30 protein-coding genes are annotated in these 26,628 nt (G+C 56.0%); 13 read left to right on the top strand and 17 right to left on the bottom strand.

Translation table 11 applies throughout. The features are described from left to right. The first annotated feature begins 128 nt into the window (after nt 1-128). From NR126_RS23675 to NR126_RS23665, 3 genes are all read left to right on the top strand, one after another. Nucleotides 129-1,043 (top strand): LysR family transcriptional regulator, encoded by a 915-nt coding sequence (locus NR126_RS23675; RefSeq protein ID WP_027618198.1) that lies wholly within the window; start codon nt 129-131, stop codon nt 1,041-1,043. Nucleotides 1,044-1,320: 277 nt separating this feature from the next. Next, entirely contained in the window at nt 1,321-1,761 is a 441-nt protein-coding gene (locus NR126_RS23670; protein ID WP_027618197.1) for a hypothetical protein, read from the top strand. Between the two features lie 60 nt (nt 1,762-1,821). After that, the gene (locus NR126_RS23665; RefSeq protein ID WP_027618196.1) at nt 1,822-2,463 is read left to right on the top strand and encodes a LysE family translocator; all 642 of its coding nucleotides are present in this window, start codon (nt 1,822-1,824) and stop codon (nt 2,461-2,463) included. 6 nt (nt 2,464-2,469) lie between these two features. Here NR126_RS23665 and NR126_RS23660 read toward each other — a convergent pair whose 3' ends face one another. Then, nucleotides 2,470-4,002 carry a diguanylate cyclase gene (locus NR126_RS23660; RefSeq protein ID WP_105755518.1) on the bottom strand — a complete coding sequence of 511 codons (1,533 nt, stop codon included), beginning with the start codon at nt 4,000-4,002 and terminating at the stop codon, nt 2,470-2,472. Between the two features lie 351 nt (nt 4,003-4,353). On the opposite strand from NR126_RS23660, the gene NR126_RS23655 reads away from it, so the two are divergent. The 10 genes from NR126_RS23655 to NR126_RS23615 all read left to right on the top strand — a co-directional run bounded on the left by NR126_RS23655 (nt 4,354) and on the right by NR126_RS23615 (nt 13,087). Next, the gene (locus NR126_RS23655) at nt 4,354-6,408 is read left to right on the top strand and encodes an acyltransferase family protein (protein WP_027618195.1); all 2,055 of its coding nucleotides are present in this window, start codon (nt 4,354-4,356) and stop codon (nt 6,406-6,408) included. 409 nt (nt 6,409-6,817) lie between these two features. Then, on the top strand, nt 6,818-7,027 hold the full coding sequence (locus NR126_RS23650; RefSeq protein ID WP_256831759.1) for a hypothetical protein: 210 nt from the start codon (nt 6,818-6,820) through the stop codon (nt 7,025-7,027). Between the two features lie 147 nt (nt 7,028-7,174). Beyond that, on the top strand, nt 7,175-7,948 hold the full coding sequence (locus NR126_RS29075; RefSeq protein ID WP_372827248.1) for a S1C family serine protease: 774 nt from the start codon (nt 7,175-7,177) through the stop codon (nt 7,946-7,948). Nucleotides 7,949-8,142: 194 nt separating this feature from the next. Beyond that, on the top strand, nt 8,143-8,370 hold the full coding sequence (locus NR126_RS29070; RefSeq protein ID WP_372827246.1) for a hypothetical protein: 228 nt from the start codon (nt 8,143-8,145) through the stop codon (nt 8,368-8,370). A gap of 348 nt (nt 8,371-8,718) precedes the next feature. Continuing rightward, nucleotides 8,719-9,057 carry a hypothetical protein gene (locus NR126_RS23640; RefSeq protein ID WP_256831757.1) on the top strand — a complete coding sequence of 113 codons (339 nt, stop codon included), beginning with the start codon at nt 8,719-8,721 and terminating at the stop codon, nt 9,055-9,057. 20 nt (nt 9,058-9,077) lie between these two features. Further along, nucleotides 9,078-9,830 (top strand): TonB-dependent siderophore receptor, encoded by a 753-nt coding sequence (locus tag NR126_RS23635; RefSeq protein ID WP_256831756.1) that lies wholly within the window; start codon nt 9,078-9,080, stop codon nt 9,828-9,830. A 96-nt stretch (nt 9,831-9,926) separates the two neighbouring features. Then, on the top strand, nt 9,927-10,748 hold the full coding sequence (locus NR126_RS23630) for a hypothetical protein (RefSeq protein ID WP_256831755.1): 822 nt from the start codon (nt 9,927-9,929) through the stop codon (nt 10,746-10,748). Nucleotides 10,749-10,810: 62 nt separating this feature from the next. After that, a complete protein-coding gene (locus NR126_RS23625; protein WP_256831753.1) occupies nt 10,811-11,242 on the top strand; it encodes a DUF1036 domain-containing protein in 432 nt (143 codons plus the stop codon). A 387-nt stretch (nt 11,243-11,629) separates the two neighbouring features. Then, nucleotides 11,630-11,836, top strand: coding sequence for a hypothetical protein (locus tag NR126_RS23620; RefSeq protein ID WP_256831752.1), 207 nt, complete (start codon nt 11,630-11,632; stop codon nt 11,834-11,836). Between the two features lie 225 nt (nt 11,837-12,061). Beyond that, entirely contained in the window at nt 12,062-13,087 is a 1,026-nt protein-coding gene (locus tag NR126_RS23615; RefSeq protein ID WP_256831750.1) for a DUF2806 domain-containing protein, read from the top strand. A 110-nt stretch (nt 13,088-13,197) separates the two neighbouring features. Here NR126_RS23615 and NR126_RS23610 read toward each other — a convergent pair whose 3' ends face one another. From NR126_RS23610 to NR126_RS23535, 16 genes are all read right to left on the bottom strand, one after another. Then, a complete protein-coding gene (locus NR126_RS23610; protein WP_256831749.1) occupies nt 13,198-14,259 on the bottom strand; it encodes an MBL fold metallo-hydrolase in 1,062 nt (353 codons plus the stop codon). Continuing rightward, nucleotides 14,249-14,815 (bottom strand): hypothetical protein, encoded by a 567-nt coding sequence (locus NR126_RS23605; RefSeq protein WP_256831747.1) that lies wholly within the window; start codon nt 14,813-14,815, stop codon nt 14,249-14,251. Before NR126_RS23605 ends, NR126_RS23610 begins: the two co-directional genes overlap by 11 nt. 21 nt (nt 14,816-14,836) lie before the next feature. Continuing rightward, on the bottom strand, nt 14,837-15,544 hold the full coding sequence (locus NR126_RS23600) for a hypothetical protein (protein ID WP_256831746.1): 708 nt from the start codon (nt 15,542-15,544) through the stop codon (nt 14,837-14,839). Nucleotides 15,545-16,066: 522 nt separating this feature from the next. Continuing rightward, nucleotides 16,067-16,225, bottom strand: a complete 159-nt coding sequence (locus NR126_RS23595; protein ID WP_256831745.1) for a hypothetical protein — start codon at nt 16,223-16,225, stop codon at nt 16,067-16,069. An 84-nt stretch (nt 16,226-16,309) separates the two neighbouring features. Then, nucleotides 16,310-16,735, bottom strand: coding sequence for a cell wall hydrolase (locus NR126_RS23590; RefSeq protein ID WP_256831743.1), 426 nt, complete (start codon nt 16,733-16,735; stop codon nt 16,310-16,312). A gap of 80 nt (nt 16,736-16,815) precedes the next feature. Then, a complete protein-coding gene (locus NR126_RS23585) occupies nt 16,816-18,048 on the bottom strand; it encodes a hypothetical protein (RefSeq protein ID WP_256831741.1) in 1,233 nt (410 codons plus the stop codon). After that, entirely contained in the window at nt 18,049-18,297 is a 249-nt protein-coding gene (locus NR126_RS23580) for a hypothetical protein (RefSeq protein WP_256831740.1), read from the bottom strand. It abuts the gene before it with no gap. 12 nt (nt 18,298-18,309) lie between these two features. Continuing rightward, nucleotides 18,310-19,008 (bottom strand): hypothetical protein, encoded by a 699-nt coding sequence (locus NR126_RS23575; protein ID WP_256831739.1) that lies wholly within the window; start codon nt 19,006-19,008, stop codon nt 18,310-18,312. A gap of 64 nt (nt 19,009-19,072) precedes the next feature. Further along, nucleotides 19,073-19,822, bottom strand: coding sequence for a phage tail protein (locus NR126_RS23570; RefSeq protein WP_256831738.1), 750 nt, complete (start codon nt 19,820-19,822; stop codon nt 19,073-19,075). Nucleotides 19,823-19,824: 2 nt separating this feature from the next. Beyond that, nucleotides 19,825-20,475, bottom strand: coding sequence for a putative phage tail protein (locus NR126_RS23565; RefSeq protein ID WP_256831737.1), 651 nt, complete (start codon nt 20,473-20,475; stop codon nt 19,825-19,827). After that, nucleotides 20,466-21,509 carry a baseplate J/gp47 family protein gene (locus NR126_RS23560; RefSeq protein ID WP_256831736.1) on the bottom strand — a complete coding sequence of 348 codons (1,044 nt, stop codon included), beginning with the start codon at nt 21,507-21,509 and terminating at the stop codon, nt 20,466-20,468. Before NR126_RS23560 ends, NR126_RS23565 begins: the two co-directional genes overlap by 10 nt. After that, entirely contained in the window at nt 21,499-21,885 is a 387-nt protein-coding gene (locus tag NR126_RS23555; protein WP_256831732.1) for a phage GP46 family protein, read from the bottom strand. Before NR126_RS23555 ends, NR126_RS23560 begins: the two co-directional genes overlap by 11 nt. Next, nucleotides 21,882-22,397, bottom strand: a complete 516-nt coding sequence (locus NR126_RS23550) for a phage baseplate assembly protein V (protein ID WP_256831731.1) — start codon at nt 22,395-22,397, stop codon at nt 21,882-21,884. Before NR126_RS23550 ends, NR126_RS23555 begins: the two co-directional genes overlap by 4 nt. Continuing rightward, nucleotides 22,394-23,503 carry a phage baseplate assembly protein gene (locus tag NR126_RS23545; RefSeq protein ID WP_256831730.1) on the bottom strand — a complete coding sequence of 370 codons (1,110 nt, stop codon included), beginning with the start codon at nt 23,501-23,503 and terminating at the stop codon, nt 22,394-22,396. The genes NR126_RS23550 and NR126_RS23545 overlap by 4 nt, the downstream gene beginning before the upstream one ends. Before the next feature lie 2 nt (nt 23,504-23,505). Continuing rightward, a complete protein-coding gene (locus NR126_RS23540) occupies nt 23,506-24,765 on the bottom strand; it encodes a DNA circularization protein (RefSeq protein ID WP_256831729.1) in 1,260 nt (419 codons plus the stop codon). Next, entirely contained in the window at nt 24,762-26,612 is a 1,851-nt protein-coding gene (locus NR126_RS23535) for a phage tail tape measure protein (protein WP_256831728.1), read from the bottom strand. The genes NR126_RS23540 and NR126_RS23535 overlap by 4 nt, the downstream gene beginning before the upstream one ends. Nucleotides 26,613-26,628: the final 16 nt, after the last annotated feature.

Below are 26,628 nucleotides of genomic sequence, written 5' to 3'. Positions count from 1 at the left end.
CGGTCTGGCAGCCCCTGGTCGATCTCGCGGGCTTGCTCGGTGTGGGTTCGAGCTTAAAGCGAGCGCGCAGCGGCCAACAGGCAATCGAAAGTCAACAGGGCAACCCAGGGTTAACAGCGGGGGCAAGCATGAAGTTCTACCAACTCAATGCACTGGTGGCCGTGGCGGATGCCGGCAGTATCCGTGGCGCGGCGAAACGCCTGGACACCTCGCCGGCCGCCGTGACCAAGGCCTTGCAGAAGCTGGAGGCCGATACCGCGACCCAGTTGTTGATTCGCAATACCTCCGGAATCGCCTTCACCGAGCTGGGCAAGAAGCTGCTGATCCAGGCGCGCCTGCTGGTGGCGCAGATGGTCAGCGCGCGCCAGGTGCTGGCCGACAGCAGCGGCGAGTTGGTGGGGCGCTTGTCGGTGTCCGTGACGCCCTGGCTGGCAATGACCCTGATGCCCAAGGCGATCGTGCGCTTTCGCCAGTTGTTCCCGCAGGTCCAGCTTGAGCTGTATGAAGGCCTGTCATCGGTGGCCTGCCCGATGGTCCGCGATGCCAGTGTCGACCTGTTCATCGGCCGCCTGGATACGCGCTTTTCCAGCAGCGACCTGACCTACCTGCCGCTGTTCACTGCCGACTGTGCGGTGGTTGCCCGCCAGCAACATCCGCTGGCCGACAGCCGGAGCATGGCGCAACTGGCGGCAGCGGACTGGATCATGACCTCGCAGCAGGACAGCACGATTTCTACTCAGGGCCATGTGCATTTCGCCCATTCGCTGTCGATCACCCTGAGTCTGCTGCGCGACACCGACATGCTCAGCGTCTTTCCCTGGCCGCTGGTGGAGTTTTGCGCCCAACGCGAAGGCCTCACCACGCTGCCCTTGCGCGAGCCGATCGGCAGCGCCGCGGTCGGCGCCATCAGCCGCAGCGGCCAGCCGTTGCGCCCGGCGGCGGAGCGCTTCCTCGAGTGCCTGGTCGAGACTATTCAATTCGAAATGGGCCACGCCCAGTCGCCGTATCGACGCATGTTGCAGACGGTCGATTTGCTGATTTGACAGCAAATGCCGGGTTAATCCGCCAAACACCGGACTCGGCACCTTGTCCCAAAGCAGCCAGCGTCTGCCGCCCATCGCCACGCGCCTGGACGCGCTGGGCCGCACCTTTCATCCTTGATTGACGCTGCATCGTCGGGCGCTCAACCAATACCGCAGCCTGCCGCTGACAGGAGGCGAGCATAGCCGAGCTGTTCCGATGCTACGCTTGGACTTCGGTAAACAGAGTCCACGCAATGCCATTTGAATCCTCAGTCCCCGGCTATTCGAGGGCGCGACCATGACGCGCAGGTTGATCGTGGGCGTCAGCTTGCTGGCGGTTGGCGTGGTGAGTTTTGCCCTGCTGCAGTGGATCGTGGTGGTTCCGCCCAGGCACGATGCGCTGTGTTCCGATGCCCGGCAGGCGCTCAAAGGGGTGGAAATTCGCGCGCGGGCGATGGCGGCAGGCTTGTCGCTGGATGATTACACCCAGGAGGAGGAAGCCAAGGTCGCGGCGCTGATCCGCGCGCTCGACAGCGCTCACAGCGAAGCGGAGGTCAATGCGGTGATCGACGCTCACGCGGCCGCCATCGAATCCCAGGTCGCGGCCCTGGATGCCGAGGTGGATACCCGTGGCGATCAAGTGTTTCTCGAGCAACGCCTGGTCAAGCAACGGATTCCGGTCGACGTCAAGCTTGAGCTGCAGCGTGCAGCCAAAGCAGTGAATCTGGCGTGTAATTAGCCGTTGCCCCACAGGTATTTACACGTAGAATTGGCGCCTTCATGACTACGAGTTCAGAAAATGGAAGTTCACTCGATCCTCGCGTATACCCTGGTCGCCGCGGTCTCCGTCGCCAGCCCTGGCCCCGCCACCCTGATGGCACTGCATAACAGCCTGGCCTACGGCACAAAATCCACCCTGTGGTCGACGCTGGGCAATATCAGCGGACTGTTCTGCATGTCCGCCGCCGCGATGCTGGGCCTGGGCGCCCTGATCGCCAGTTCCGAGTTGATCTTCAATGCAGTGAAAATCGCCGGCGCGGGCTATCTGTTCTATCTCGGCGCCAAACAGTTGCTGAAAAAGACCCCGCTGATCACTGAGCCGATCGAAGGCCAACCCGGCACCCAGGCACCCTCGCGCCTCAAGCTGTTCAAGTCGGCCTTTCTCACGGCGGCGACCAACCCCAAGGCGACGATTTTTTTCACCGCGCTGTTTCCTCAGTTCATCGACCAGAGCGCCGCACTGGTGCCTCAGTTCCTGGTGCTGACCCTGATTTTCATGGCGCTGTCATTGCTTTCCCTGAGCCTCTACGCCCAACTCGCCTCCCGCGCCAAAGGCGTGCTGACCCGCCCGCTGTTTTCCCGCTGGCTGAATCGGATTGTGGGTTCGACCTTCATCTTTTTCGGCACGGCCATCATGACCATGCGTCGACAAACGGCCTGACACCGCTCAGTTGGCCAGCGCCTCGGGAAAAACGCTGGCGCCCTGCTCCGCCAGCCGATTGCGCCCGCTCATCTTGGCGTCGTACAACGCCTGGTCCGCAGCCTCGATCAAACCTTGCAGTTGGGCCAAATGCGCGCCTTCGGCGGTGGCAATGCCGATACTGACGGTGACGTGGCCAAACGGGCTGGTAGTGTGGGGAATGTTGGCCTGCTGCATGCGATCGAGGATCAATTGCGCCACCACCCGCGCACCCTCACGGTCAGTGTTGGGCATGATCACTGCCATTTCCTCCCCGCCGTAGCGCGCCACCAGGTCAGAGGGACGGCGTACGCTCCCCTCGAGAACGCGGCTGACCGCCTGCAGGCAAGCGTCGCCGGCCACGTGTCCAAGGCTGTCGTTGAAGCCTTTGAAAAAGTCGATATCAATCATCAACAACCCCAGCGAGCTGCCATCACGCTGCGCTCGACGCGTCTCCATGAGCAAGGCTTCGTCGAAACAGCGGCGATTCGCCAGGCCGGTCAGGGCATCTTTCATCGCCAGCATTTCCAATTGCCGATTGGAGTCGAGCAACTGTTGCTGAGTGCTCAATAACTCGGACTCGACCTTGATTCGCCGGCGGATATGCAGAATCAGCAGCCAGCCAATGATGCCGGTGAGCGTCAGCAAACTGCCCGCCAGTCCAGCGGACATCAGGGATTCCCGGCGCCACGCGGTCAAGGCTTCGCGTTTGCCCAGCGCCACGGTGGTGACCAGCCCGAGACTGTCGCTCTTGCGAAACGCGTAGAGTCGATCCACGCCATCCAGAGTGGAAGTGAGGGACGCGGTCCCCATCGAGTGATCCACCAGGTACATGGCAAAGATCGGCGACTGCGAGAAGTTGCGGCCCATGTCCTGCTCACGGAAGGGATAGCGCACCAGCAGCGTGCCGTCAGCGTCTGTCAGGCTGATGGCGCCCTCCTGTCCGACATCGATCTGGCCGAATAGCCGCAGGAAGTTTTCCACGCCCAGGGTCACTGCCACCACCCCGGCGAAGGTTCCATCAGCGTCATTGAAACGCCGGCTGACGGTAATCACCCATTCGTTGCTGGAGCGGCTGCGAATGGGTGGACCGATAAAGGGCTCACGCGAGGGGTCGCTGCGGTGATGAATGAAATAAGCGCGATCGCTGCTGTTGGCACCGACCGGGATCGGTCGATTGGAGGACATCAACCAATGCCCATGCCTGTCATAGATGGTCACGCCGCTCAACTGCGGCATCAAGGGTTGCTGGCGTCCGACCAGCACGTTCAGCCGCTGGATGTGTGCGGGGTCGCTGCCTTCGGTTTCAAGACGTTCGACAAGCCCGAGCAACAGCAAGGAGCTCTGGCGGACGATGCCATCGCTGTAAGTGGACAGCGCCTGGGTGAGGTTCAAGCCATGGATATTCGCCTCATCCAGCACTCGCTCTCGGGAGTCCATGACTTTCCACAGAGTCAGCGACGCCAATGAACAGCCGACAATCAGTAGCAGCAGCACAACAAGATGAAGGTCACGTCTCACATCAGTACCCAATGGAAAATCCGGTTCCAGGCATAAACAGGCGTATGTCCTCGCCGTGCGTAAGGATACAAGCAGACCAGCGGGGAAGCAGCAACAGATTTGCGCCCGTGGAGCGGCACCGCATCAACTGATTGGCAAACCCAGTGCCACCGTTCAAAGCGCTCTGGAACGGCCATTTCAAGGAAAATGGAAATATGTGCCGCGCATCCTTCAGCACTTTAAACAACAATTAAACGACGAGCATTTTGCCAGGCGGTCCCTTTTAACTCTAGGTCTGAGATTATCTTTACGTCTATCATGGGAAAATTTTAATAATAATGAGTTCTTTAAACAGGGAGCGGGATGTCAACAATGACTTCACTCATGGAGCCGAAGACCTCTGCTGCCCAACCCCAGTTTGCACATCCTGAATATCGGCCGGACATTGACGGGCTTCGTGCAGTCGCGGTCCTGGCTGTCGTGTTTTATCACGCGTTCCCGGTCTGGCTCAAAGGTGGGTTCATCGGCGTTGATGTATTTTTTGTCATCTCCGGATATTTGATATCGATTATCATTTTCAAAAATCTGGAAAGCGGCTCATTCAGGTTTTCCGAGTTCTACGGACGTCGTATAAAGCGAATTTTTCCGGCACTGATTCTGGTTCTTGGGTCCTGTTGTTTGTTTGGCTGGTTCGTGTTGTTTCCTGACGAGTATTCTCAGTTGGGCAAGCATTTGGCCGGTGGTTCTGCATTCATTTCCAACATCGTATTGTGGGATGAAAGCGGCTACTTCGACACTTCCGCTGAAATAAAACCCTTCCTGCACTTATGGTCGCTCGGCATCGAAGAGCAGTTTTATATTCTCTGGCCGTTAGTATTGTGGTTGGCCTGGAAGAAACGAGCCAACGCTCTGTCTTTGATAGTCGTCGGCTGCTTGCTGTCGTTTGGTCTCAACATAAACAACATTCACAGCGACCCGTCCTCAACATTCTATCTACCGCAGACCCGGGCTTGGGAACTGCTTGCCGGATCGCTGCTTGCCTACTTGTCAATCTATCGAAGCCCATCGATAGACAAAATAGCGCACATCACAGACTCGGCTTTATGCAGAATCTTCTTCAACCCTGCGCCAAGTCCAAACGGCAATACACTCAAAAATACGCTCTCCATTACCGGTATTGCCCTTATCGGCAGTGGCTTGCTGTATATCACCAAAGAAGACGCCTTCCCAGGTTGGTGGGCGAGTCTTCCGGTGGCAGGAGCATTTCTGATTATTGCGGCGGGGCCAGATGCCTGGATCAATAAGAACATCCTCGCCAGCAGACCATTCGTCTGGTTTGGCCTGATCAGCTTCCCGCTTTATCTCTGGCACTGGCCGCTTCTGGCATTCGCGCGGATCATTCAAGGCGAAGTACCCGCCAGAGAAATCAGAATCGCGGCTGTCGTCATTGCGATCGTTTTAGCCTGGATGACCTACCGGTTTCTTGAGCGTCCACTACGCAACAATAAAAGCCGATTCAAGACGCCGACTCTGATTATCCTGATGGCAAGCATCGGAGTGGCCGGCCTTATCATTTTCAATCTGGATGGACTTCCGCGACGCGAGGCGGTTAAAAGCGCAGAGGCGTTCAATAGCCAATTTGTCGGACCGCTATGGAAGTTCACCAAAAACGACACCTGCATTAACCGCTACCCATTCAAAGAGGCGGAGTCTTACGGCTGGTGGTTTTGCATGACCAATCGAGATGAAAAGCCGACGATCCTGTTACTGGGCAACAGCTATGCAAACCATTTATTTCCAGGTCTTGCGGCGAACAAAAAGACAAGCCATCAAACAATTCTTTCAATCGGCGCCTGCGCTCCCAATGCGGGCGAGCCTTCTGATGAAAATACAGAGCCGACGACAACGCCGTGTTCTGGCAATCGGGCCTACCATCAAAAACTCCTGATTAACAGCATCATTGAAAAAGACAAAACAATAAAATATGCCATCCTCGACGGCCTCGACAAGAAGCCCGATGAACGCGCCAAGGCTAGCGTTGAAGAACGGGTAGCCTACCTTGAAAAAAATGGTATCCAAGTCATACTTTTCGTCCCGCACATTACGACAACGCACGACCTGAAAAGCTGTTTTTCTCGCCCACTCAAGCGTGGCCCGAGTGCTTGCGACGTTAGTCAACACGCTCGAGAAACGGCGATGAATGACTTCAAACCAATGATCGACAGTATCCTGAGCAAACACCCGAACGTACGAGTATTTGATCAGAATGAGCTGTTCTGCAACTTCCTCGGTTGCTCTCTTGTAAAAAACGGGATGCCTCTGTTCAGAGATGAATACAGTCATTACTCCGAGTACGCGAGCACCGAAGTGGCAAAGTTGTTTGTCATCTGGGCGGAGAAAAACTTACCGGGAATTCTGGAAAAATAATCAGCGACCAGGTGTCCGGGCAGGCTCGTAAAAGGGTGGTCTGCGCATTTTCGGCAACCCATCGTCAATGACTTGAATTGCGAGATGAGCAGTCTGCCCTCCACGGATGTTGCAGCCGGAGGGCAAACCGATTCAGTTTTAGCCGCTAAGGGTTATTGCACGCCTCCTCTAACTGCCGTTGGTCACGTCGAAACGATCCAGATTCATCATCTTGAAGGGCAACCCTGAGGGCCGCGCAGGCTGCGGCTTTCAGGCCTTAAAAAATCCCCCTTTGGGGTTTGTATGGCTCAGTTTGGCTACGCAATGACAGCTTTATGTCAGTATTGCATTCCCCTCTCCGGCGTCCTGCCGAACGAACACCCCACCCCCAATCCCCCTGCTACGCTGAAAACTCCACGGAGGATTCGCGATGCCAAATTCTGACCTGCTCCCTTCCCTGCTATACAAGATCAACGAAAACCAACTCGCCCTTGAGGCCGCCATCATGGAGCTTTCAAACTGGGTGGAGGCTCGCGGCTCGGCTGACGTCGCCGAAAACGTGCGCGGCGCCCTAGTCACGATCGACCGCAATGAGGAGTTCATCAAGCTCTCGCTGGCAGTGCTGATGGCGCCAGAGTGAGACGGCGCCCCCTAGCGCTTGCCCAAAGAGACTCTTTCGGCGAGAACTTTACCTTGACCGTTCAGCGGGAGGGATAACGCGGCAAGTAGTCTTACGGCATTAATTACTGGCATTATGCCGCCAAACTAAACATGGACTGGTTAAGTCATGAAGCCGTCGTTTCCGCTGCTCTTTCTTCTCATCGCCCCCCTGAGTGGTTGCATACTGGACCCCATCACGATGGTTGGGGACACCATGACGACCGCTATGATGGCGGCTGGTCCCAGTGATGAGGAGAGGAAGGCCGAAGACGACGCCAGGCTGTTGCCAATACTGGTAGCGGAGGATCGTAAAAGCTCGTGTGACATTCTCACGTCAGTTTGGCCGGAGACCAGAGCATATCTACTAGAGAACTCACCTGTAGGAGCTGTTGCCGTCCAAGCTCGCGAACAAGTGATCGCTGAAAAAGGCTGCGTCGTTCCTAGCCCGCGCGCACAAGCCACTGCCCAAGCCCAGCCGGGCGATGTTGTAGGCGTGAATAAGCAAGCAGCCGCAGCCCCATCATCGGCAGTGTCGGTCACTACCGGTTCAGCGTTAAGCACAAACACCCTACCGCTACCCTCAGCTACCCCTCCCTCAACTGGAAGCCTTGGTGTTCACGTCACTCCAATAACCCCGCGAATTATTAGCGCGTTCGGCCTACCTACGTCCTCCGGTGCGTTAGTGCTAGGCACTATATCGGGCGGAAGCGCCGAAAAAGCTGGATTTCAAGCAGGGGATGTAATTATTGGAATCTCAGGGATGCAAGTGGAAAATCCAAATGAGCTTGCGAGCATTACCGCGAAACTAACGCCCGGATCGACCACCAGTGTGCGGATTTGGCGATATCGAGAGGCAATGGATGTAGCCGTAACAATCTCAGCATCTCCAAATTCTCAATGACCCCATGCTTCCATTTTGACGCTCACGGTGATGATGACGCCTGAGTGACGATGCATATCATGGATTGTTGTGCGGATTAGCTGGCTATTCTAAATGCGGTAAACAAGGGGTTTCAGCGCTCCCTGCAACCCCTAAATACCCCTGCTGGGAACATCGATTGGTACAAAAAGTGGTACGAGATTCACTCCCTCCTCATGCGTCCTGCCTACCGCTCATCACCTAAAAACCCTGAGTCACGACAACGCGCCACCAGCAAGGCGGAACTGTTTGAGCAAGTCCTCGAGCCGGTGTTCGCGCTGGCCATAGCCGGCATCTGGCAGGCTGGCCCAGATGTTCCGGCACTTCTTGATAGCGGTTTCAATCCGTCCGGCATGCACGTCCGGCAGCGCCCGGCATTCGCGAACGTGCTGCAGGACCAGTAGGTCCTGGCTGATCGTGCTGAAGTCCGCAGTTTGAGCAGCGCCCGGTAATGCGGCCAGTCCTTGAGCATCTGCTGGTACCGTCCGGAGGCGTTCGAGGTTAGGCCCTTGCTGTTGATGACCTTGGACTTGCGGCCCCGGGCAAAGGGGTGGTCGGTAAAATCCTTGAATACCTCGAGCTTTCCGTCGATGCCGGTGACGATCAAGTCGTAGCCATCCAAGGCGGTGGTAGGGGAAGTTCCAGCACCTTCCGCCCAAGCCAGCATATCGAGGAAGGCCAGTGCATTGCGACATTCAAAATTTCGTGTAGATTCCTGGGGGAATGATGGCAAATAGCCTGGAGCCGCTCACATGAAAGAATCATTTGACCTGACAACCAAGGAAGGTCTTGACCAAGCGACATCAATCCTCAAAAAAGTTGGACCGTTAGCTGTGCTGCTCAATCCAGCATTAGCCCTGGTGTACGCAGGGCAAAAGCTGATGAAAGAAACCTCTAAAAGCAACTCTATTGATGCTCAAGCTCAAGCAGCCGTGGATATAATCAAGGCAGGGAAAGCAAGCGGAGCTAAACGAGTCAAAGTCACGCTCGACCAGAAGGCAGGGGCGAATCTGAGCGTACCTATTGACGGTGTAAATGTCTCAGCGATGGTCGGTAGCAACGGCAAGATGACACTGGACGTTGAGTACTAGGGGCTCCACCTGCCCGTCTATTGCGCTATTGGCACACGATAGACGCAGCCAAGAGCAACCAACTCGATCCCACCACCTCGAAAAACTACGAAATCGGGCTCAAGGGGCAATCATTCGATGGCCGCATGAACACGTCATTCGCGATCTACCGCATCGAACAGGACAACACCGCCGTCTACGACGAGAACGGCATCAACAATGGCCCGCCCGGCACCGACGCCACCTGCTGCTACGTCAATGCCGGCGGGGTAGTAAGCCAGGGCTTCGATGCCGAAATCAGCGGTGAAGTTGCCAGCGGTCTGCAACTGATGGCCGGCTGCACCTACAACCACCTGGCGGCCAAGGATGCCGAGGAAAGCCGCAGCACCTTCGAAGGCGTCACTCCCAAGCATCTGCTCAAGGTCTGGGGCACCTATCAACTGCCAGGCACGCTGCAAGACTGGAAAGTCGGCCTCGGCGCCATCAGCCAGAGCGCCACCTCCAAACGCGGCTCGGTCACGCCGTTCAACCCGACCTCCGGCCAGTTCGACGGCGACCCGGTCGACTACAAATTCCGTCAGTCCGGCTACACCCTCTGGAGCGCGAGCATGGATTACCAGATCGACAAGAACTGGTCCGCCACACTCAACGCCAACAACCTGTTCGACAAAAAGTATTACTCGACGGTGGGGACTTCCGCCTACAACAACTTCTATGGCGATCCGCGCAACTTTATGTTGAGTGAGCGGGTGTGCCAATGGCGATACCTGACGGGGTGTTGCACACTCGATTAAACATCCCGGCTGCTATGCTCTTCTACTGACAAACGAAACGCCCTGCCACCGTCAGATTTGTCACATACCCCGTATGCAAATAGGGAGGTCAAGAGCATGACGCATGCTACCCAGTCATCAGGCACCTTAGCGGGGCTGCAGGCGATGTTGCGTACAGCTATCATGGTCGGCGTCTTGACCCTGTTGTCTGGCTGCCTGGTGTCTTACAAACCGCTCTTTGAGTCATCGGTTTACCCCTTCCCAAGTGGTACCCAACTCCTCGTTAAATCAAGCGTTTTGCCCAAGGGCTCCCAGGAAGTGTTCGAGCTGACCGCGGAAAATGACGGTTATACCGCCAAGTCCAAAGAACGATCGCTTCGTTTCAAGCTACACCCCTTGGACGACAGCACCTGGTTAATGATGATCGAATTCAGCGAGGTGGAAAAACCGTCCATTTACCAATACCTGCTTCTCAAGTCACAGGGCACCAGCGCAGCAATCGGCCATGTATCCAAGAAAGATTTTCTGGCGTGGGCGAAGGCCAACAACATCGTGACTGGCTGGGTAGAGGAGGAGGACAGTATCGACGCAGGCTCTATCGAACTGGTCGTGAGAGCCTTGGGCGATCTGGTCGACTGGTCAAGCACGTCGCAGTCCCTTGCCCTAGAGGTTTTCACTCCCGAAAGACGGCGTGTGGAGCAGTTAATCGCCGACAACAAAAAATTTCAGGAAGAAGTTTTCGCTGAAATTGAGGCCAATATCACGGCGGCCAGGAATGAAACCGTCCATCATGAACAAGTACTTAGAGACCTCTGCGGCGGCCGAATTTGTCACCCCCTGGAAGGTGGCCGTACCTTATACCGCACTGAAACTTACTCCCCCCCGGTTTGGTATTACCAAGACGGCCGGCTGGCACCCGAAGCAGAGTGGCCAGAATGAAAAGATCCTCACTGACGTTTACCGTGCTGACACTGTGCTTCTGGATCAGAAGTGAACCGACAATGGCCAATGATGCACAACTGGAAATCTGCAGCGCCAAGGACAAAAACACTGCCCTTCTTATAGCTGTCGTTCATCGCAACTATGCGCTGTATCCGCTGGGGGATTCCTGGATCGCCAGAGGTTGGTGGACGATCCAGCCCGGCGTGTGTCAAACAGTGGGAGCACTGGCCATCGGTATGCCGGTGTATCTAAGTGTCAGGCGCTCAACGAACATTGGCCCACTTGTGAACCACTACGACCTGCACAACGGTCCAGTCCCCAATAACACCTCGGTGGGCATCGAGCGATTTTTCTGTGTTCAACCCCAACCATTCGACCGCGTTCGACCCAGTCTAATCGAACACGGCACATGCCCTTCTGGCTGGCACAAACAACTTTTCAATCTGTACATCTTCGTCGAGCGGAATACACAATTTAAATTGACGTTGTGATGCTCGTTACGCATGTTGAAGAGATTGGACAATACTCAGGTGAATTCGCGCAGCTTGCCGAAAACTATGTGACGCCCACTTTTCGGCACGCACAAAAAACCCCGTAAATCATCGATCTACGGGGTTTTCAATAGTGGAGGCCGAGGTCGGAATCGAACCGGCGTAGGTGGATTTGTAATCCAGCTTAATATTCATATATTTCAATAGGTTAGCTCAAGAATCGTTCCGTAATCTGTTGATTTAGAACAAGCTACAGCCCACGAAATTCAAAGGTCGCATATTGGGTTACGGAACGGATTTCTGCGCCTTAGCGCATTTTACGCTTGCACGTTACCATCTCCTTGAAGCCACCTACTGCTACGATGAGACGATCATCGAGGAATACCAATGCCGAATTCAGACCTGCTCCCTTCCCTGCTGTTCAAACTCAACGAGAACCAGCTTGCCCTTGAAGCCGCCATCATGGAGCTTACTAATTGGGTCGAGCTACGAGGCTCAACTGAAGTCGCCGAAAACGTTCGTGGAGCTATGGATACGATCGACCGAAACGAAGAGTTCATAAAATTAACGCTCGCAATGCTGATGGCGCCCTAAATGACAGGATTTGATAGGTTACAGGCACTTGGTTTGGGATATGTCGACTGATTACAATGCCTGAAACCTTCCAAATATCACGCATTCAGCACCAGCTAAACATCCACCACCTGAGCGGCCGGAGAAGCTTTTTTGCACATCGAACTTAGCACCGGCTGCTCCATCCACCTAAACTTTTGCTAATCTAAGGACCTTACACCTCTACTACGGGCACAGGAGTACCCAATGAACGCGCCTGGTGAAAAGCTCATAGCTCTAATGTGGAAAACTCTTGTTAAAGACGGAGCTGGATCTTTACTCAAGCCTCTACAAATTCGCAGAGAGAGCCGCGCAAACGCAGAGGCCCGCCGACACGAACTCTTGATGCTTGCGCAAATCGAAATGGACGTGGCAGATGTGCGTGCCGGACGTGCGCAATATCTTCCGGATGGCTCATTAAAAAAAACCGGTAACGAATATAAAGAACTATCCTCTCCAAATGGCGCTTTACGAATAGAGCCATCCTTAAGCCTTCATCCCGATCTCATTACATCGAAAAACCATGCAGAATTTATTCGCGAAGAAATAAATCAATGCAAAGCGATTATTTATGCCGAAATGCAACTTAGCGACGATACCCAGCCACCCTCATCTGAAGAGATAGATAATGACTGGCTGCACGCTTGGCGAGACCATGCCGGGAAAACATCGAATGAAAATATACAAAAGCTCTGGGGAAGCGTACTCGCAGGAGAATTAAAATGCCCAGGCTCTTACTCATTGAGAACTCTTGAATTCTTAAGATGCCTATCTAAACAAGAGGCAGAGCTAATTCAGAGAATTGCTCCATTTGCGTTATACTCGCAAATTATATGGAGAAACATTAAAACACTAGAACAAGCTGGGATCTCATACGGAGCCTTGCTGAAACTTCAAGAACTCGGGATCATTTTTGGAGTCGAAACAGACTCCACAACCATGGATTTCAAAAGCACCGTTCCTGATAAATTTGTTAAGACTTTCACCCTTCATGGGCGGGTAGCAATTGCAACGCACCAAGATAAATACAAAATCGTAGATTTACCTGTAATCAATATCACGACGATCGGACGAGAAGTTATTAGATTGGGGCAATACCAACCGAACGCCCCCTACTTCTCATCACTTTGCAAAACCATAGCAGATAAAGGGTTTAGCGTCGAAATCGGCGACTATATCGAACATTCAAATGAACAGATAGGCGTGATGAATGTGGAGGTTTTCAAACCCTGAAAGGCAATAGGTCGAAAATGACAAAAACGAATACAAAACAAAATACAAAACAAAAAGACTGTATGCAGATACATCCGAGTTAAGAAAACTCGGATGACTGATTAACCATCTTAAGCAGCAGCGCTCGCATGTGGATTTAGCTTAACTTCGCATTCACCACCCGACATTCTCACTTGGATATGCCCCATAGTCTTAGTCACGACACGCCGAGCTTTTGCGACCAATAATAAATTCTCTTCAACTGCGCGACTACGAGCCGGAGCTTTCACTTTTGGCTGAGTAGTAAAAAAAAGACTCTCAGAAAAATCCTTTATTCTCTGAATGTCCTCCTCTCGGGGCAGCGACGACTTATCGAAGGTTGTCAAAATTGAGATTGGTTTAACGCGAAGCATTTTTTTCACAACATCATCAGAGTGTCCATTTTGAGAGCCGTGATGAGGCACCTTAAATACCGCAGCTACAGTCTGAGGCTTTTTCTTATCGAGAATTACCGCCCCCCAACCTAACGCCGGATCGCTAGAAACCTCTAAATCCGAGCCCAGCAAGACAGTATCCGTTCCATTACAGATATGTAACGCTATCGCACACAAATTTGGGTGAAGTTTATTTGCTAACTTCCTAAACTGCGTCTGCGACTCTAGAAAAAACTCACTAAACAATAATCTCGATTGAGCGACAGCACGACTCGACGGTGACAATGAATGAACGATAACCCCATTCTTTCGGTACAAAACTTGATTTGCACCGACAAATTCTACATGCCGATGCCCTACTGATCTTATTATTTTGGCAATTTCATACGTACTAGGCTTAGCCCTATCAACTATAACATCGCCCAAAGCATGAGCCAGCGTATAGGAAATGGACTCCTCATATGTCAACGCACCCGAAATGAAAACCTCCGCATCCTGGCAAGTTTCAATGAGGGTATTTGCGCCTGCAATATGGTCATCGTGAAAATGTGTAATTACAATTACTTTAACTCTATCTGGCGTGACACCAATTTTCCCTAAGTAGTCGAGAGCTACAGGTACTTTGTTTTCAACAGTGCATGAGTCTACAACCATCCACTCATTTTCGCCCAGGTGGGCAACGATACATTCACCTGTACCTGGTCCAAAGAGGGATACTTCGAGTTCAGCGACTGCAGGCGGCTGAAAATTAATGTCCATGAATTATTTTAGACAATCCTTTGCTCAAATGCTTAATTTCTTCAATCGTCTCTGCGGAGATTGGAGGAAGCCTTCTAAAACGAAGTTCGTACTTATTAACCGCCGGACCAATTTTGCCGTTCTTCTCTGAATACTTACGATACTTACCAACATTCCAGAAAAAAACCGCACCCTCAGTTATTAAGCCAAGATCAGAATTAATAACACTTTCGTAGCCGATCACAACTTCTTCATCTGGGTTTGAGCGACAGGTACGATCAGATATTATCGCGACAAACTCTCTTTGCTCTGGAGAGTTCTCAACCACCCGCCCCTCCCAAGTCTGATATATCTCTGACCATACTGAAGCTTTCTTAACTACAGACTCTGGAGCTCGGACGGCACGCATTTCACCCACCTCACTAGCTGAAGCAGCAACAGGGGCTTGATCAGCAGAGGAATATCCAGAACGCGAGCGTTTAACAATATTAAACTCCTGACGCCTCGATACACCCTCACTACTTCGCAAAGAAGCAAAGCTTTCGACAGACTCGTCAAGTGCGGTATCAAAATTCAATCTCGCGAGCGCCATAAGTAGCTATTCCTTCCAGGCTTGGGACAAAATAGAGTCGACCAAATGAGCTTGATACTCAAGTGACTGCTGCCAATATGCCGAAACAATGGCTATTGGATCGAAAGCGTGAATATCTGAACCTTTGTTTTTTGACGGAGGTCGTCGATTATTTTCAATTGGCTTTGAATCGAAATGATTATTTAGTGAAAAGCGAGTAGTTTGTGGCTGATCCAACCATCCGACGGTAAAGTTATAAACACCAACTTCTCCGGAGGGTTTGTTTAACTGCATTTGAACAGACGCCATACCTGCATTACCCGATTCAGGCATAGCTTCATGCCAAACACTTTTTGGAGTAATCAGATCACCAATTTTATGCCAAGCATCTAAACTCTTGAAATAAATATCGCTGTATAAATTCAACCCCAACGCCGTAACACCAGCCCCTTTCAAGGCCGCTAATATTCCAAGAGCGATATCTTGTATTTTATAATCAAACGATTCGTGATTAGATCGAAGAACCAAAGTCCCAGGTTGAATCTCGACAAATATATTAGCTAAAGAAAACTTGGTAAGCTCTTTATATACCAATTCAATCGCTAAGCTTTCGTCGATATCCTCCTGTGGAATCATTCCCTGTTTGACAAACCAGTGAGGAGACATCAATAGCGGGTCGAACTGCCCCACCAAGACGATACTCGACTCTCTTTGTTTGACTTCCAACTGCTCCATTTCACGCATCCAATTAGGTTTGATGATCAGGCCACGATGACTAAAAAAGTCCGGTATCCACCCCTGACGCGTGGTACCCCTTTGAGCATCACCTCGGGTACAACCAAAGGCAGTGTAGACGCACGCTCGCAAACACAGACAGGTCGACACCTCCCCGCTGGTTTCATGCAAACCTCGCGACTTTAGACGCCCCGAGCAATATCAGGGGGCCACTATAGTAACCCCCCCCTTTAAGATCAAGGCAAATCACTGCACACATTTGAGCTTGGAGCTCACTCTAGCTCGGCATTTGGCTAGGGCAACCCTTCATCGCAAAAATTCCACTCCATTACCTACCGCTCGCTCTCCTTCTCGAAAATCTGCTGAGACCTCCCCTATACCAGCGTTGGGGAGGACCAAGCAAATCAGCGCGAAACCGTTTGCGCACGCGCAGATGATAAAAACTGTCCACTCAACTCGATCGCATGCTCATCACTGCTCTGCACCCCCGAATACCGATATTTCTGGCTTCTGGTACCAGCCTTACTTACTCAACTTAGGCTGCAGGATCACCCGAGCCAGCATTACCAGAACTCCAAGAACGCCGTAGGCTACCGGCGGCAGCACCGCCTGTAACTGAGGCAGCAATTGCTCAGCCATGCCCAGTGCGGCAATCGCGCCGCCGGCTTGAACGCTGGACATCTTCAACGCATCTTTCCAATTGTTAATCAGTTGCATAGTTTGTTGCCTCGGGTATTGAGAGAGATTCAGATCCGCGCCAGGGGTTCATGGCACATGCTTGAAGAAAAGGTGACGCCCGAGCTTCAGCGTCTGCTTGGCCCCCTTAGCCCACACGGGCGGATTGGGCATGGTCGTCGCGTAGTAGTGGGTTGCCCCGCCGGTCGGATCTGGAACGTTGTCCGTCATCACCTGATCAGCGACGATCTGCGCCTGAGCCAGTTCGCGGAACGGGATCCGCTTCGCACCACTTAGGTAGGCGTAGTTCGGATCGTTCCTGTTCCAACAACTGAACTGGTAGGGCTTCTGGCATACGCCTACGTAACCCTCCCCCCACCACGATTTGGCCTTGCCGTCGTTTACGCGGTTGCGAATCGTCCAGGCCACGGCGATCTGGCCGGCCAGGCCTTCGCCTCGGGCCTCCCCCCATAACGTCCTAGCAAGGATGTCGCGCTCCTTTTCTGTCGCAGTCATAGCTTTTCTCCAGACGAAAAAAACCCGCCGTAGCGGGTCAGAGGGTGTGATGTAAGTTGAATCGTGGAGCGAACAGGCCGTTAGGCTGCAATCACGTCAGGCAGCGCGTTGCCAAGGGAACTGATCAGGCCAACCCCCTCAACCAACGCCGTCGCACGGACACCAACGCCTTGCCCGTTCGATACAGTGACATCGCCCGTAACAGTTCCGGTGCTGGCGTCCAGCCAGGCACAAGAAGCCTGAGTGGCAACCGGGCCAGGCGTGTTACCCAGGCGCATGTTGCGATCCATCAGTACGGGGCCAAACTCGGTATCCCCGTGGATATCACAGCGCGAGCTTTCGATAGCGACCATGCCCCCTGAGACGCACCAGCTGTAGTCCCCACCATTGAGGACCATGTGCGAATTCTCATGACAGGAGGCGCCCTGCGCGGACTGGCCGGCTCTGTCGCCGCTGTATTTGCCCTTGCACGCATTCAACTCCATGTATCCGGCACCGGTCAGCACGTGCACGTTGAACGCGTCATTCGCAATCCGGTAGGACTCAACACGGGTGCAGACGGTCGACTCATTTTGTCCGGCCGCCCCCACCCCGCCGTTCACTGCGTACTCCACCAGGGAATCGACAACGGCCAGGTGGCCCGTGCCCCTCGGTTGCCCGAACAAACCGTTATGCAGGCAGTTCACCAGCGCATGCCGGGCCACGACGTTTTTCACGGTTAACAGCCCGAACCCGGTGGTTCCCACACACGTGTTGCGCCGCGCTATTTCAAAGGTGTGCAGGGAGGCCGCCGAATCGTCCCACAGCCGCACGTACAGCACGCCACCCGCATAACCAAACTCGCCCCGGCCCGGGGTCATCGGGGTCAAGGTGTTGATCAACAGCTTGGGATGGAAAGCTTTTCCGTCGATGATTTCCGTTAGCGACGTGACCACCACTTGCGACAACAGGGTGTAGCCCAACGACCGCGAATAGATTGGCCCGGCACCCGACCAGCTGGCCGACAACAGATCAGAGCCGTAGATGTGCCAGGGCGCATCGTCGACGCCTTCAACAACCAGATCCATGGTGGACTGGTAGACAATTTCCTGCCGCAGCGGGTTGGAGGAAGGCGCCCGAACCTTGATCACCCAGTCTGGTAAACCCGCACAAAGCGCCTGAGCCACTGCCAGCGAATTGACTGGAGATAAGGCGCTGCCAGTGCCCGCCGCCGTGCCCTCTACCGTATCGACAAACAAAGGGTTGGGCGGTGACACGCGCGGTACAGGCGGTAAGGGAACCCCCGTTCGCCAGGTTGGCATGATGAGCATCATTCACCCCACTGCTACGTCATCAAGTCCGCCTCGGGCTTGGCGCGCGGCCGCCTCGGCGATATCAGCGGCGCCCATCGCCTGAATGGCTTCCTCGGTCAATCCAGCGATGGCGCGCGCATCAAACAGGCAGCGATGCTCAAACGTCGATCCGTCTGAGAGCGTGATGTGCCCCAGCATTTGCAATTGATTGTCAGCGTCGCGCGCGGGCGGCTCGATCACGATGCTGGTGACCTCAATAAAATTGGACATAACACGCCTCACCTATTTCTTTTGGATACGGACGGAAACAATCGCCAGGGAGTTGGGCAGCGTGTCGTTGGACGAGCCCCCCTGACGCGCAAGTCGCAACGTGGTCGAGCGAGCAGGATCGATTACCAAATTGGCCGCGACCTTGGATTCAGTCACCAACCACGGACCGGGATTGGCGGCGATGATGCTGGACCCACCGGCCGGAACCGCGTTGATCGTCTCCCCAACGGCCCACCGATGAATCTCCCCACCCAGCACAACATTGCCGGCGTTCGCGGCGACGTTGACCCACTTCACGTACACATCCACTAAGGTCCAATGCGATGGCAAGGCCAACGGCATGGAAATATAGGAAGCGCTGCCCGCCGGAAAACTCCAGGCACCCAGCCGACTTGTGATAACCCCATATGTTGCCCCGCCCTGCACCAGGTCGAACCCTTTGGCCTGTAACTCCCAGGATGTGACCGCGTTGGCCGGATCCGCTGTGACCGCGTCGATAATGGCGCGCAACTCGGCGAAGGCCTCTTGATTGGGCAGCATGTTTTCGTAAAGCCACTTTGCCAACGTCGGCAGCGGTCCAGACTCAGTAGGTAACGATTCGTCCATACGACCATGAACAAAATGATGCTGCAGGTCCGCCGCCGCCTGCGAGCGCTGCGCCGCTTCCGACAACTTGCCCGCATAGGCCTCCAGTGCGGAAATGTCAGTCATTCAGGTTTCTCCAGGCGAAAAAAATCCGCCGTAGCGGGTTAGTTGGATTTGACGAATCAGACGATCAATAGCCGGGCGCCCTGCCAAGGGCACGCCAATGCACAGTGACCCCCATCAGATTGGTGTCATTGAACAACTTAAACTGCGTTTCGTTGACGGCAAACGCGCCGGCAGCATTGCCATCCCCGTCCACCGAGTTGGTATTGATCTTGTTGCCAAAGCAGTTGTAAACCTCAGCAAATGGCGTGGGAAAGTCGATTGGCGCGGTGGTGGTGTCCGGTGGGCAATAACCATTGCCCCATTGTTCCAGCAGCCCAGTGGCCTTATCGAGTCGCCAGCCATTGGCCGCCATGAGCGCGGTATTTTTGTCCTGCTTGGTCGAGGCCAGATTGTCGATGGCCGCTTGTTTGGCTGCCAACGAGTCATTGACCGCCACCAACAAAGCGTCAACGGCCGCTTTCGTGTAGGCATCACCAATGCCATACGCCGCCAGGGTAATACCCCAATTTGCCTTGGCAGACAGCATGCTGTCTGTTTGCGGCTTGGTGTAGGCATCAAGGATGCCGTAGCCAGCCAGGGTCGTTGCCTTCACGGCATAGGCCGCGCCGAACGTCTGGATAGCCTTGAGCAATTGCGTGCTGTCGTTCTTGTCCAGCGCCGGCAAGTAGTTCAGAACGACATGCGCCAGTTCCTCCTGCAGCATATTCAACCACTCGGCCGCCAGCGGCGTTGGCGGAACCCCAAGGGCCAGCGAGCCATAGCGAAACAGGCCGCCCGGTGCAACCAGATCAGACCAGGCTGAAATTCTCTGCATGTTTAAAGCTCCTCATTCCCCGCGATGGTCGCCGGGAGGGTGTAATGAATGGCGGTAAACAGTTCGTCCACCTTGAGCGCAATGCTGTCGACCTGTGACCGCCCGTAGGCCATCACCACGTCCGTGTACTGCGGCGCATCACGCTGCAGACGGCAATCCAACGCCGCCGCCTCGTCCGACCCATAAGCCTCCAGCGGTACCGAGGCGAACCAGCCCCAGGGCCAACCATCGCCATAAAGAAAATCGCCGGCATTGGTCGACCCCACCCGCGCCGGGCGAAATTCCTCGATCACCAGGGGAACCCCGCTTTGCCGGCCAAGCTTGCGGTAGTAGCCCAGTTGCGGCGCGCCGGTGCCCGTGAGCTTGTCGATCACCGCCGCGCGGCGCTCTTCAAGGGGCTGCGTGCCTGGCACCACGCAAAGGTCCGGCAACCCTAAATAGCCTTCCCACACCGGTAGCAGGACCGTTGCCGTAGCCGGGTTCAGCTCCAACAACAAGGCCTCACCGTTGCCATCTACCCTTGCCAGCTCAGGGGCCAGCGCGGCCAACAGTTGCGCGATATCCGGTTGTTGCTCCAGATCGAACGCCGGCCCAGGGGGCAACAACTGGCGCATCTGCTGGAAGTAGTCCGCCTCTGTCTCGGTCAAGACCATGTGAACACCCCCGCGACCGCCACTTCATTGGCCCCCATCACCACATCCCCGGCCGGGGCAATCAGCGTGTGATCGTTCTCCCCGGCGGTGTTGCTGATTGCTGAATGAATATGAGTCGCAAGCAAGGTTTGCCCTGGACCGCCTTCGTCATCGATCAGCACCCGCAACGACCTCTCGATAGCGGCGCGCAGTGCGGTGCTGTCAGGGTGAACCCGCAGATTGAAGTTCAGCGCGCGCGGCACTGCGCCCAGGGCATACACCTCAGCCGTCACCGGGCGCTTTTGTTCCAGGTAGGCTTGAACCTCGGTGACCTGTTCAGGCGTGGGGATAATGTCGGGGTCGCCATCACGCACGAACGCCAGGCCAAATGTGCCCGGCCCCATCCAGCGCGGCAGCGCCCAGGCCCGCGTGACGCCTGGAACCTCCAACGCCCACTCTACAAAGTCCTCACCATTGCCGACCTTGCTGGGGTTCTTGAACGCCGCCTGCACCCGTAGGCGTAGCGCTTCGATACTTTCCAGATCCGTGCCGCCCACGATCCCATCGGAACCAATGGCGGCCGTTGCGCTGACCCCTATCACCGGCGTGACCGCCGTCAAGGTGCCGCCCTGAACGTTACCCGTAACGCCGGCGGTTTCGGCCCGTAGCTTCAACGTCGCCGAACCATCGACCAGCCGCGCGGTTTCCATGACCACGTAACGGCGCCCATCGGGCAGCTGATAAACCTGATCAGCGTCCACCAGCGCGCCAACAGCGCCCACCACTACCGCACCGCCCTTTGCCGCCACAGCCAGGTTGCGACCGCCTTCCAGGCGCCACGCCGCCCAACGCAACAGCATGTCCTCATCACAGGTGGCCGGGTTGGACTGGCGGGCAATCCAGTCCTGATAGCCATAGATCCCGTAGGCCGCACCACCCAGCGCCCGCGAAGTCACCTTGGCATCACCCCGGCGCAGTGCGTCCGGGGCGTTTCGTTCAAAGTCAGCCTCAATGCGCTTGATCAGCGCCGGCAGCGTTGGCGTCTCATACTGCATTGATCAAGCTCCAAGCGTCTTCAAAAGCCAGCTGCAGCGTCTCGCCGTTTTGCTCTACCAGCTCGACCCGCAAATTCATTCGGTCAACACCCTGGCGCTCGGCCGTTACCGTAACGGCCGTGACAACCTGATCATCGACCAGCCAGGCCAACGCTTCCTCCGCGAAGGCCTTGGCATCCTTGAGCGTGTCCGCCACCAGCGTGCGCCGGCGCAACAACCACAGCCGAGAGCCGAGCTTGTCCCCCGCTACCGACGGCACACTGTCGCCCCACCAGCCTTGTCGATCGGCATCGTCCAGCACGTCGTCAGGGCCAGCACGGCGCCAGGTGAACAGGCTGATCGTCACGGCGCGGCGCAACAGTTCTTCGCGATTCATTCGTCACCTCCGATTGGCGGGCCGCTCTGATCATCGCCACGCTGAACATCCGAATGCGGGTGATTGATTTGGCTCACCCCACCGGCGACCTGATCACCAGTCGATTCAATGCGACCGGTGGTGCTGATCAGCGGCGTATCGAAGTTCACCGACCCCAGGGCCGAGACGTTCAGCGTCATCGTTTCAATGTCGATCACCCGACCGCGCTTCATATGGATTCGGTCGCCTTCGTCGGTGTAGATGGCGACCTCTCCCGGCTTCAACCCAACAAGGCGGTGCCGGCGGTCTGAAACAACGATCACGACCCCATGGCTACGATCCCCGCCAAAGAACCCGGCAAGCGCCTCAGCGCCCGCCAGGGGGCTTGCCGTGAAACCGTAAGGCTCAAGGTGTTCCATGTTGTCTTTGACTTCGCCGGCCGTTAGCCGCACCTGCAGGCTCTGCAGCTTGCTGGCCGAGTTACCCAAGGCAACCACCCCACGCGCCAACAGGTTCGCTATGCGGTTTTTCATGGCTTGTAGTCCGCTGGAATGAGGTATTCAAAGTTGTCCGTGGCTTTGCCCTTCTGCAGCTTGCGCTTTTCATAGGCATCGTTCGGTTCAGGTAGGAAGGCTTCCGGCGGCGCCACGGTGATTTTTGCCGTGGTCCCTGTTTCGCTCAGCTCATAGCTGATTTCACTGATCAGCATGTCGCGATCCAGTCCAATCAGCGGATCGATCAGCCGCGCAATCATGTTGTGGCGCCACAGCGCGCCGTTGCTTTGTCGCCAGCCCTGCAGGATGTAGCGGACCTCAAGGGCTTTGCCGACCGCGTTCGCCCGCTCCCACTCGACCCGCTGCCGCGCGATGGCCTCGGTCATCTGCCCGGATTGCTGAATGACCTTCACGCGCCGGCGGGTGATGCGTTCATCAACAATCGAGGCTTGCACCTCGCTGGCTTCGATACCAAAGCTGTCATCCGTGCCGCTGCGCTGGCCCTTGCTTATGTACTCGGAAAACACGTTGGAAAAGTCCAAATTGGTTTCCCCTTCTTTCAGGTTCTCGCCCAGCTGCAGCGTATCCACCGCGCGCCCTGCACTGCCCGGCTTAGCGATCACCAAACGGCCCTGAGCGTCGTCCGTGCTGAACAGCCTGGAAAGGGTCAACAACCTGTCGATGCTTTCAAATGCCGTTTCCCCTGGCTCAATGGTGTGATCCTCAAGGCCCAAGGTTAAGCCGGCGTCATTCACGACCTTGATGCCGTATTCAGCAGCAATCGCGGCGATGATGGTTTGCACGTTTTGCCCGCGCCACTGCCCTGGCGTATTGACTGCCGCGCAGTCCACCAGATCCGCCGTGCGCGAACGCCCGGCAATGCTCAGGGTGATTGACTCACTGTCATAGCGAATCGGCGTACTGAATACATACCCGGTCAACAGCAGATCCTGACCGATCCTCAGTTCAACCAGTTCGCCCTGACGGATCCTGACCGGCACCGGACCACCACCCGGCCAGCGCCAGGTGATGCCCAGGGTAAAGTCACGCGCCTGCCGCTCAAGGCCGGCGCTGATGCTGACGCTTTTCCAACCGGCGTAATCGTGCCCACCCACGCTAAGAGTGACCTTGTTCAGCTCGCTCATGGTTAGGTTTTCGCTACTTGAAGTTCAGTGGCCGGAACAAAGCCCGGATGCCTTACGCCGTTACGCGTAACGATTTCGCCGCTGCGCTGCGCGTCGCCATACAACGCGTAGGCCAATACCAGCGCCGGCACGGTTTCAACGGGCGCGTACGTGCGCAGGCTCACTCCGCTACGCGCCACTTCGGTCAAGTGCTGATCAAGGGCCGTACGCGCCTCGCTCAGCACGCCGAAGTGTTCCGGCGGGCTTTCCCCGGCAACCGCCCATAACGCCTCACTGATCGCATCACGGACAGCCAGCACATCGTCAGCGACTGGAACTGTCGCCGCCGCCGAACTACCCGCTGCAACGGTTGCCCCCTGCTGGGCCAGCTGTACGTCCAGATCCGCCGGCTCACTGACCCCTGGCACGATGGCTATCGGGATTTGCGCCATGTCCAGTAGCAAGTCCAACAGCGCCGCGTCCTGAATCAGCCCAATCACCGCAGCTTGAATCACCGCCAGGTCAGGGTCATCGGGAACCGCGGCTGATGCCAGCAGCGAAGCCACCCCCGACGCTTTGGCGCTACTGCCGGAAAACGATCCATCAGCCCCGTAGCCGCTAAACGTGCGCTCCAGGCTGGCAATGTCACTGGTTAGGCTGGCCGCAAAGGCGTCCGGCGCGTTAACGAGCGAGTACACCAATGCATCCAGATCCGAGGCCAGCGACGTGACAGGCTTGAGGAAGTTGATTGCAAAGGCATACGCCCCCGACACCGCCGCGCGCACTGCGTTGACCCGTTGCCGGGCCAAGTCCACCGTTGCCATGGCCTCACGGAATCGGCTCTTGATCGAATCCAGCAAGGTCGGTGCCTGGGCCAGCAACAGCCGGCGGGTGTTCGGCGCCTGGACCGGAAACACCAACATGCCGTCAATGAACACCAGGCTAAAGCGCACCATGCCCATTTCATTGCGCGCGTGGGACACCTCACAATCACCGGCCGTGACCGTCAAGCGACCAAACCACGGGTGAACCAACTCACCTGGGCCGGGCGTATCCAGCGCCGTCAGCAGCTTGTCACGCTGCGAAAGGCAGTCATCCCCCACCACAAAACCAGTGAATTTGTACTGCCGTGTCCGCCGGCCCAGATCTTCAACAAAAGGCTGATCCCGCTGGGGGAATTCATGCAACTGCGTCCGCCGACCTACGTTGACGCTATCGGCATCGAGCCAGAACGGCACCCCTCGAAAGGAGGCGCCTTGCTTGCGGTCGCGCCATTCACTCATTGCTCATTACCCCCGCCCAAGCTTCGATAACCCACGCGCGGCGTGATGGACATGCCTGGCTGATTACTTCGGCCAGGATCAGCACGCAGGCCAGGCGGCGCATTTTCAAAGCGCACCACCAGCGAACCGTCCAGATTGGCCCGGCTACTGGCGGCCGCCTGGGCCAGCAGCGACGATCCCGGCGATTGCCCGGCCGGCGTTGCCAGTGACCTCGGCAAGCCCGAGGACACCAACGGACTGGGCGCAGCGGTGATACCACCACCCGCTACAGCTGCGCCGTCAGTAGTCACAATCCCGAGCTTCCCACCAATCCACTCGCCCATTTCCATCAGCGGTTCAAGGTACGGCCTGATCCGTTCGTACATGCCTTTGAACCAGGCCACGATGGGTTCCCAGTTCGCGACAATCATGCCCATCGGCGTAAAGGCAAACACCGCTTTGATCAGCTCCCACAACGTCGACAGCGACGCGCGGATCTTCTCCCACACCGCCTCGAAGTACGGCGCCACCGTCGACCAGTTGGCAATCAACAGGCCGGCAGCCAGGGCGATGCCGCGCACGATCAGCCCAATAGGACTCATGCCGACAACCGCGCTAAACACTTTCATTGCCATCATGGAAGCCATCACCGCCACCCGCAGCACGGTGAAACCGATAGCCGCGCCCAACAGTCCTTTGACTAGCCACGGGTTGGCTGCAGCCAGATCACCCACTTGACTGATCATCGGCCCCAGCGTGGTCAGCGCCTCATTGAGCGGCGGTAAAAAGATCGTGCCGAGCGTGATGCCGGCGCTGGCAATCCGGTTGCGCAGCAACTGAATCCCGTTCGCCGTGGTGGCCGAGCGGGAGGCATATTCCTGCTGCATCGAGCCGGCGTATGCCGTTTCGTCGCCGACATTGGTGAAGTTCTTTTTCAACAGATCCAGGTTCGTCAACATCGGCGCAATAGCCCCGACCGATTCCGTACCAAACAGCTCGGTTAACAGTCCGGCCTGCTTGGTTTTTTCGACCTTGGCGATACGGTTCAGAACGTCCAGCATCGTGCCCTGGGCGTCCTTCTGCATGCCCTCGGCCAGTTGCTTGGTGTCGACCCGGAGCGCCTTGAATGCGGCCTTCTGCGCCTTAGTGGCGGATGCGCCCTTTGTCAGGGCAAGCATGAAATTTTTCATGCCTGTCGCCGCCACTTCGCTTGGAACCCCCACCCCGGCCAGGGTGGCACCCATGGCCGCAATCTGCCCCGATGCCAGGCCGGCAATTTCACCCAGCGGACCAATGCGCGTCACGATGTCGGAAATTTGCTGCGCGTTCGCCGGACCGGTGTTGCTCAAGTAGTTGATCTTGTCGGCCAGCGCGACCACTTCCGGTTGCGTCAACTTAAATGAGGTTCGCCACTTCGCCATCATGTCGCCGGACTGCTCGGCGGTCTGGTCGAAGGCGATGCCCATTTTCACTGCGTCCGTGGCAAAGGCCTTGAGTTCCTCCCGAGGAATCGACGCCTGACCACCTGCCGCGACAATCTGCGCAATGCCCTCGGCGCTCATCGGCAGCGCCTCGGAAAGATCGAGCACGTCTTGGCTCATTTGCTTGAACTGAGCCGGCGTGTCGAAGTTAACCACCTTCTTCACGTCAGCCATGGCCGATTCAAACTTGATCGCCTCATTCACCCCAGCAATGAACGGGGCCGCCAGCGCGCCGCCCTGGACCACATCGGAAAAGCCAATGCTGCCCAGGCCGGTTTTATCGAGTTGCTTGCGAAAGCCGGCGACGTTCTTGCGAATGCCGGCGAGCGTAGGCGACAACTTGTCGACGCCTGTAATCAGCGCCTTTAGCTGAAACTTATCTGCCATAACTACCCCGGCGCCA

Source organism: Pseudomonas sp. Pse1 (assembly GCF_024519635.1).
Lineage (GTDB): Bacteria > Pseudomonadota > Gammaproteobacteria > Pseudomonadales > Pseudomonadaceae > Aquipseudomonas.
The sequence above is the reverse complement of the archived record's forward strand: the minus strand, read 5'-3'. Positions and strand labels throughout refer to the sequence as shown.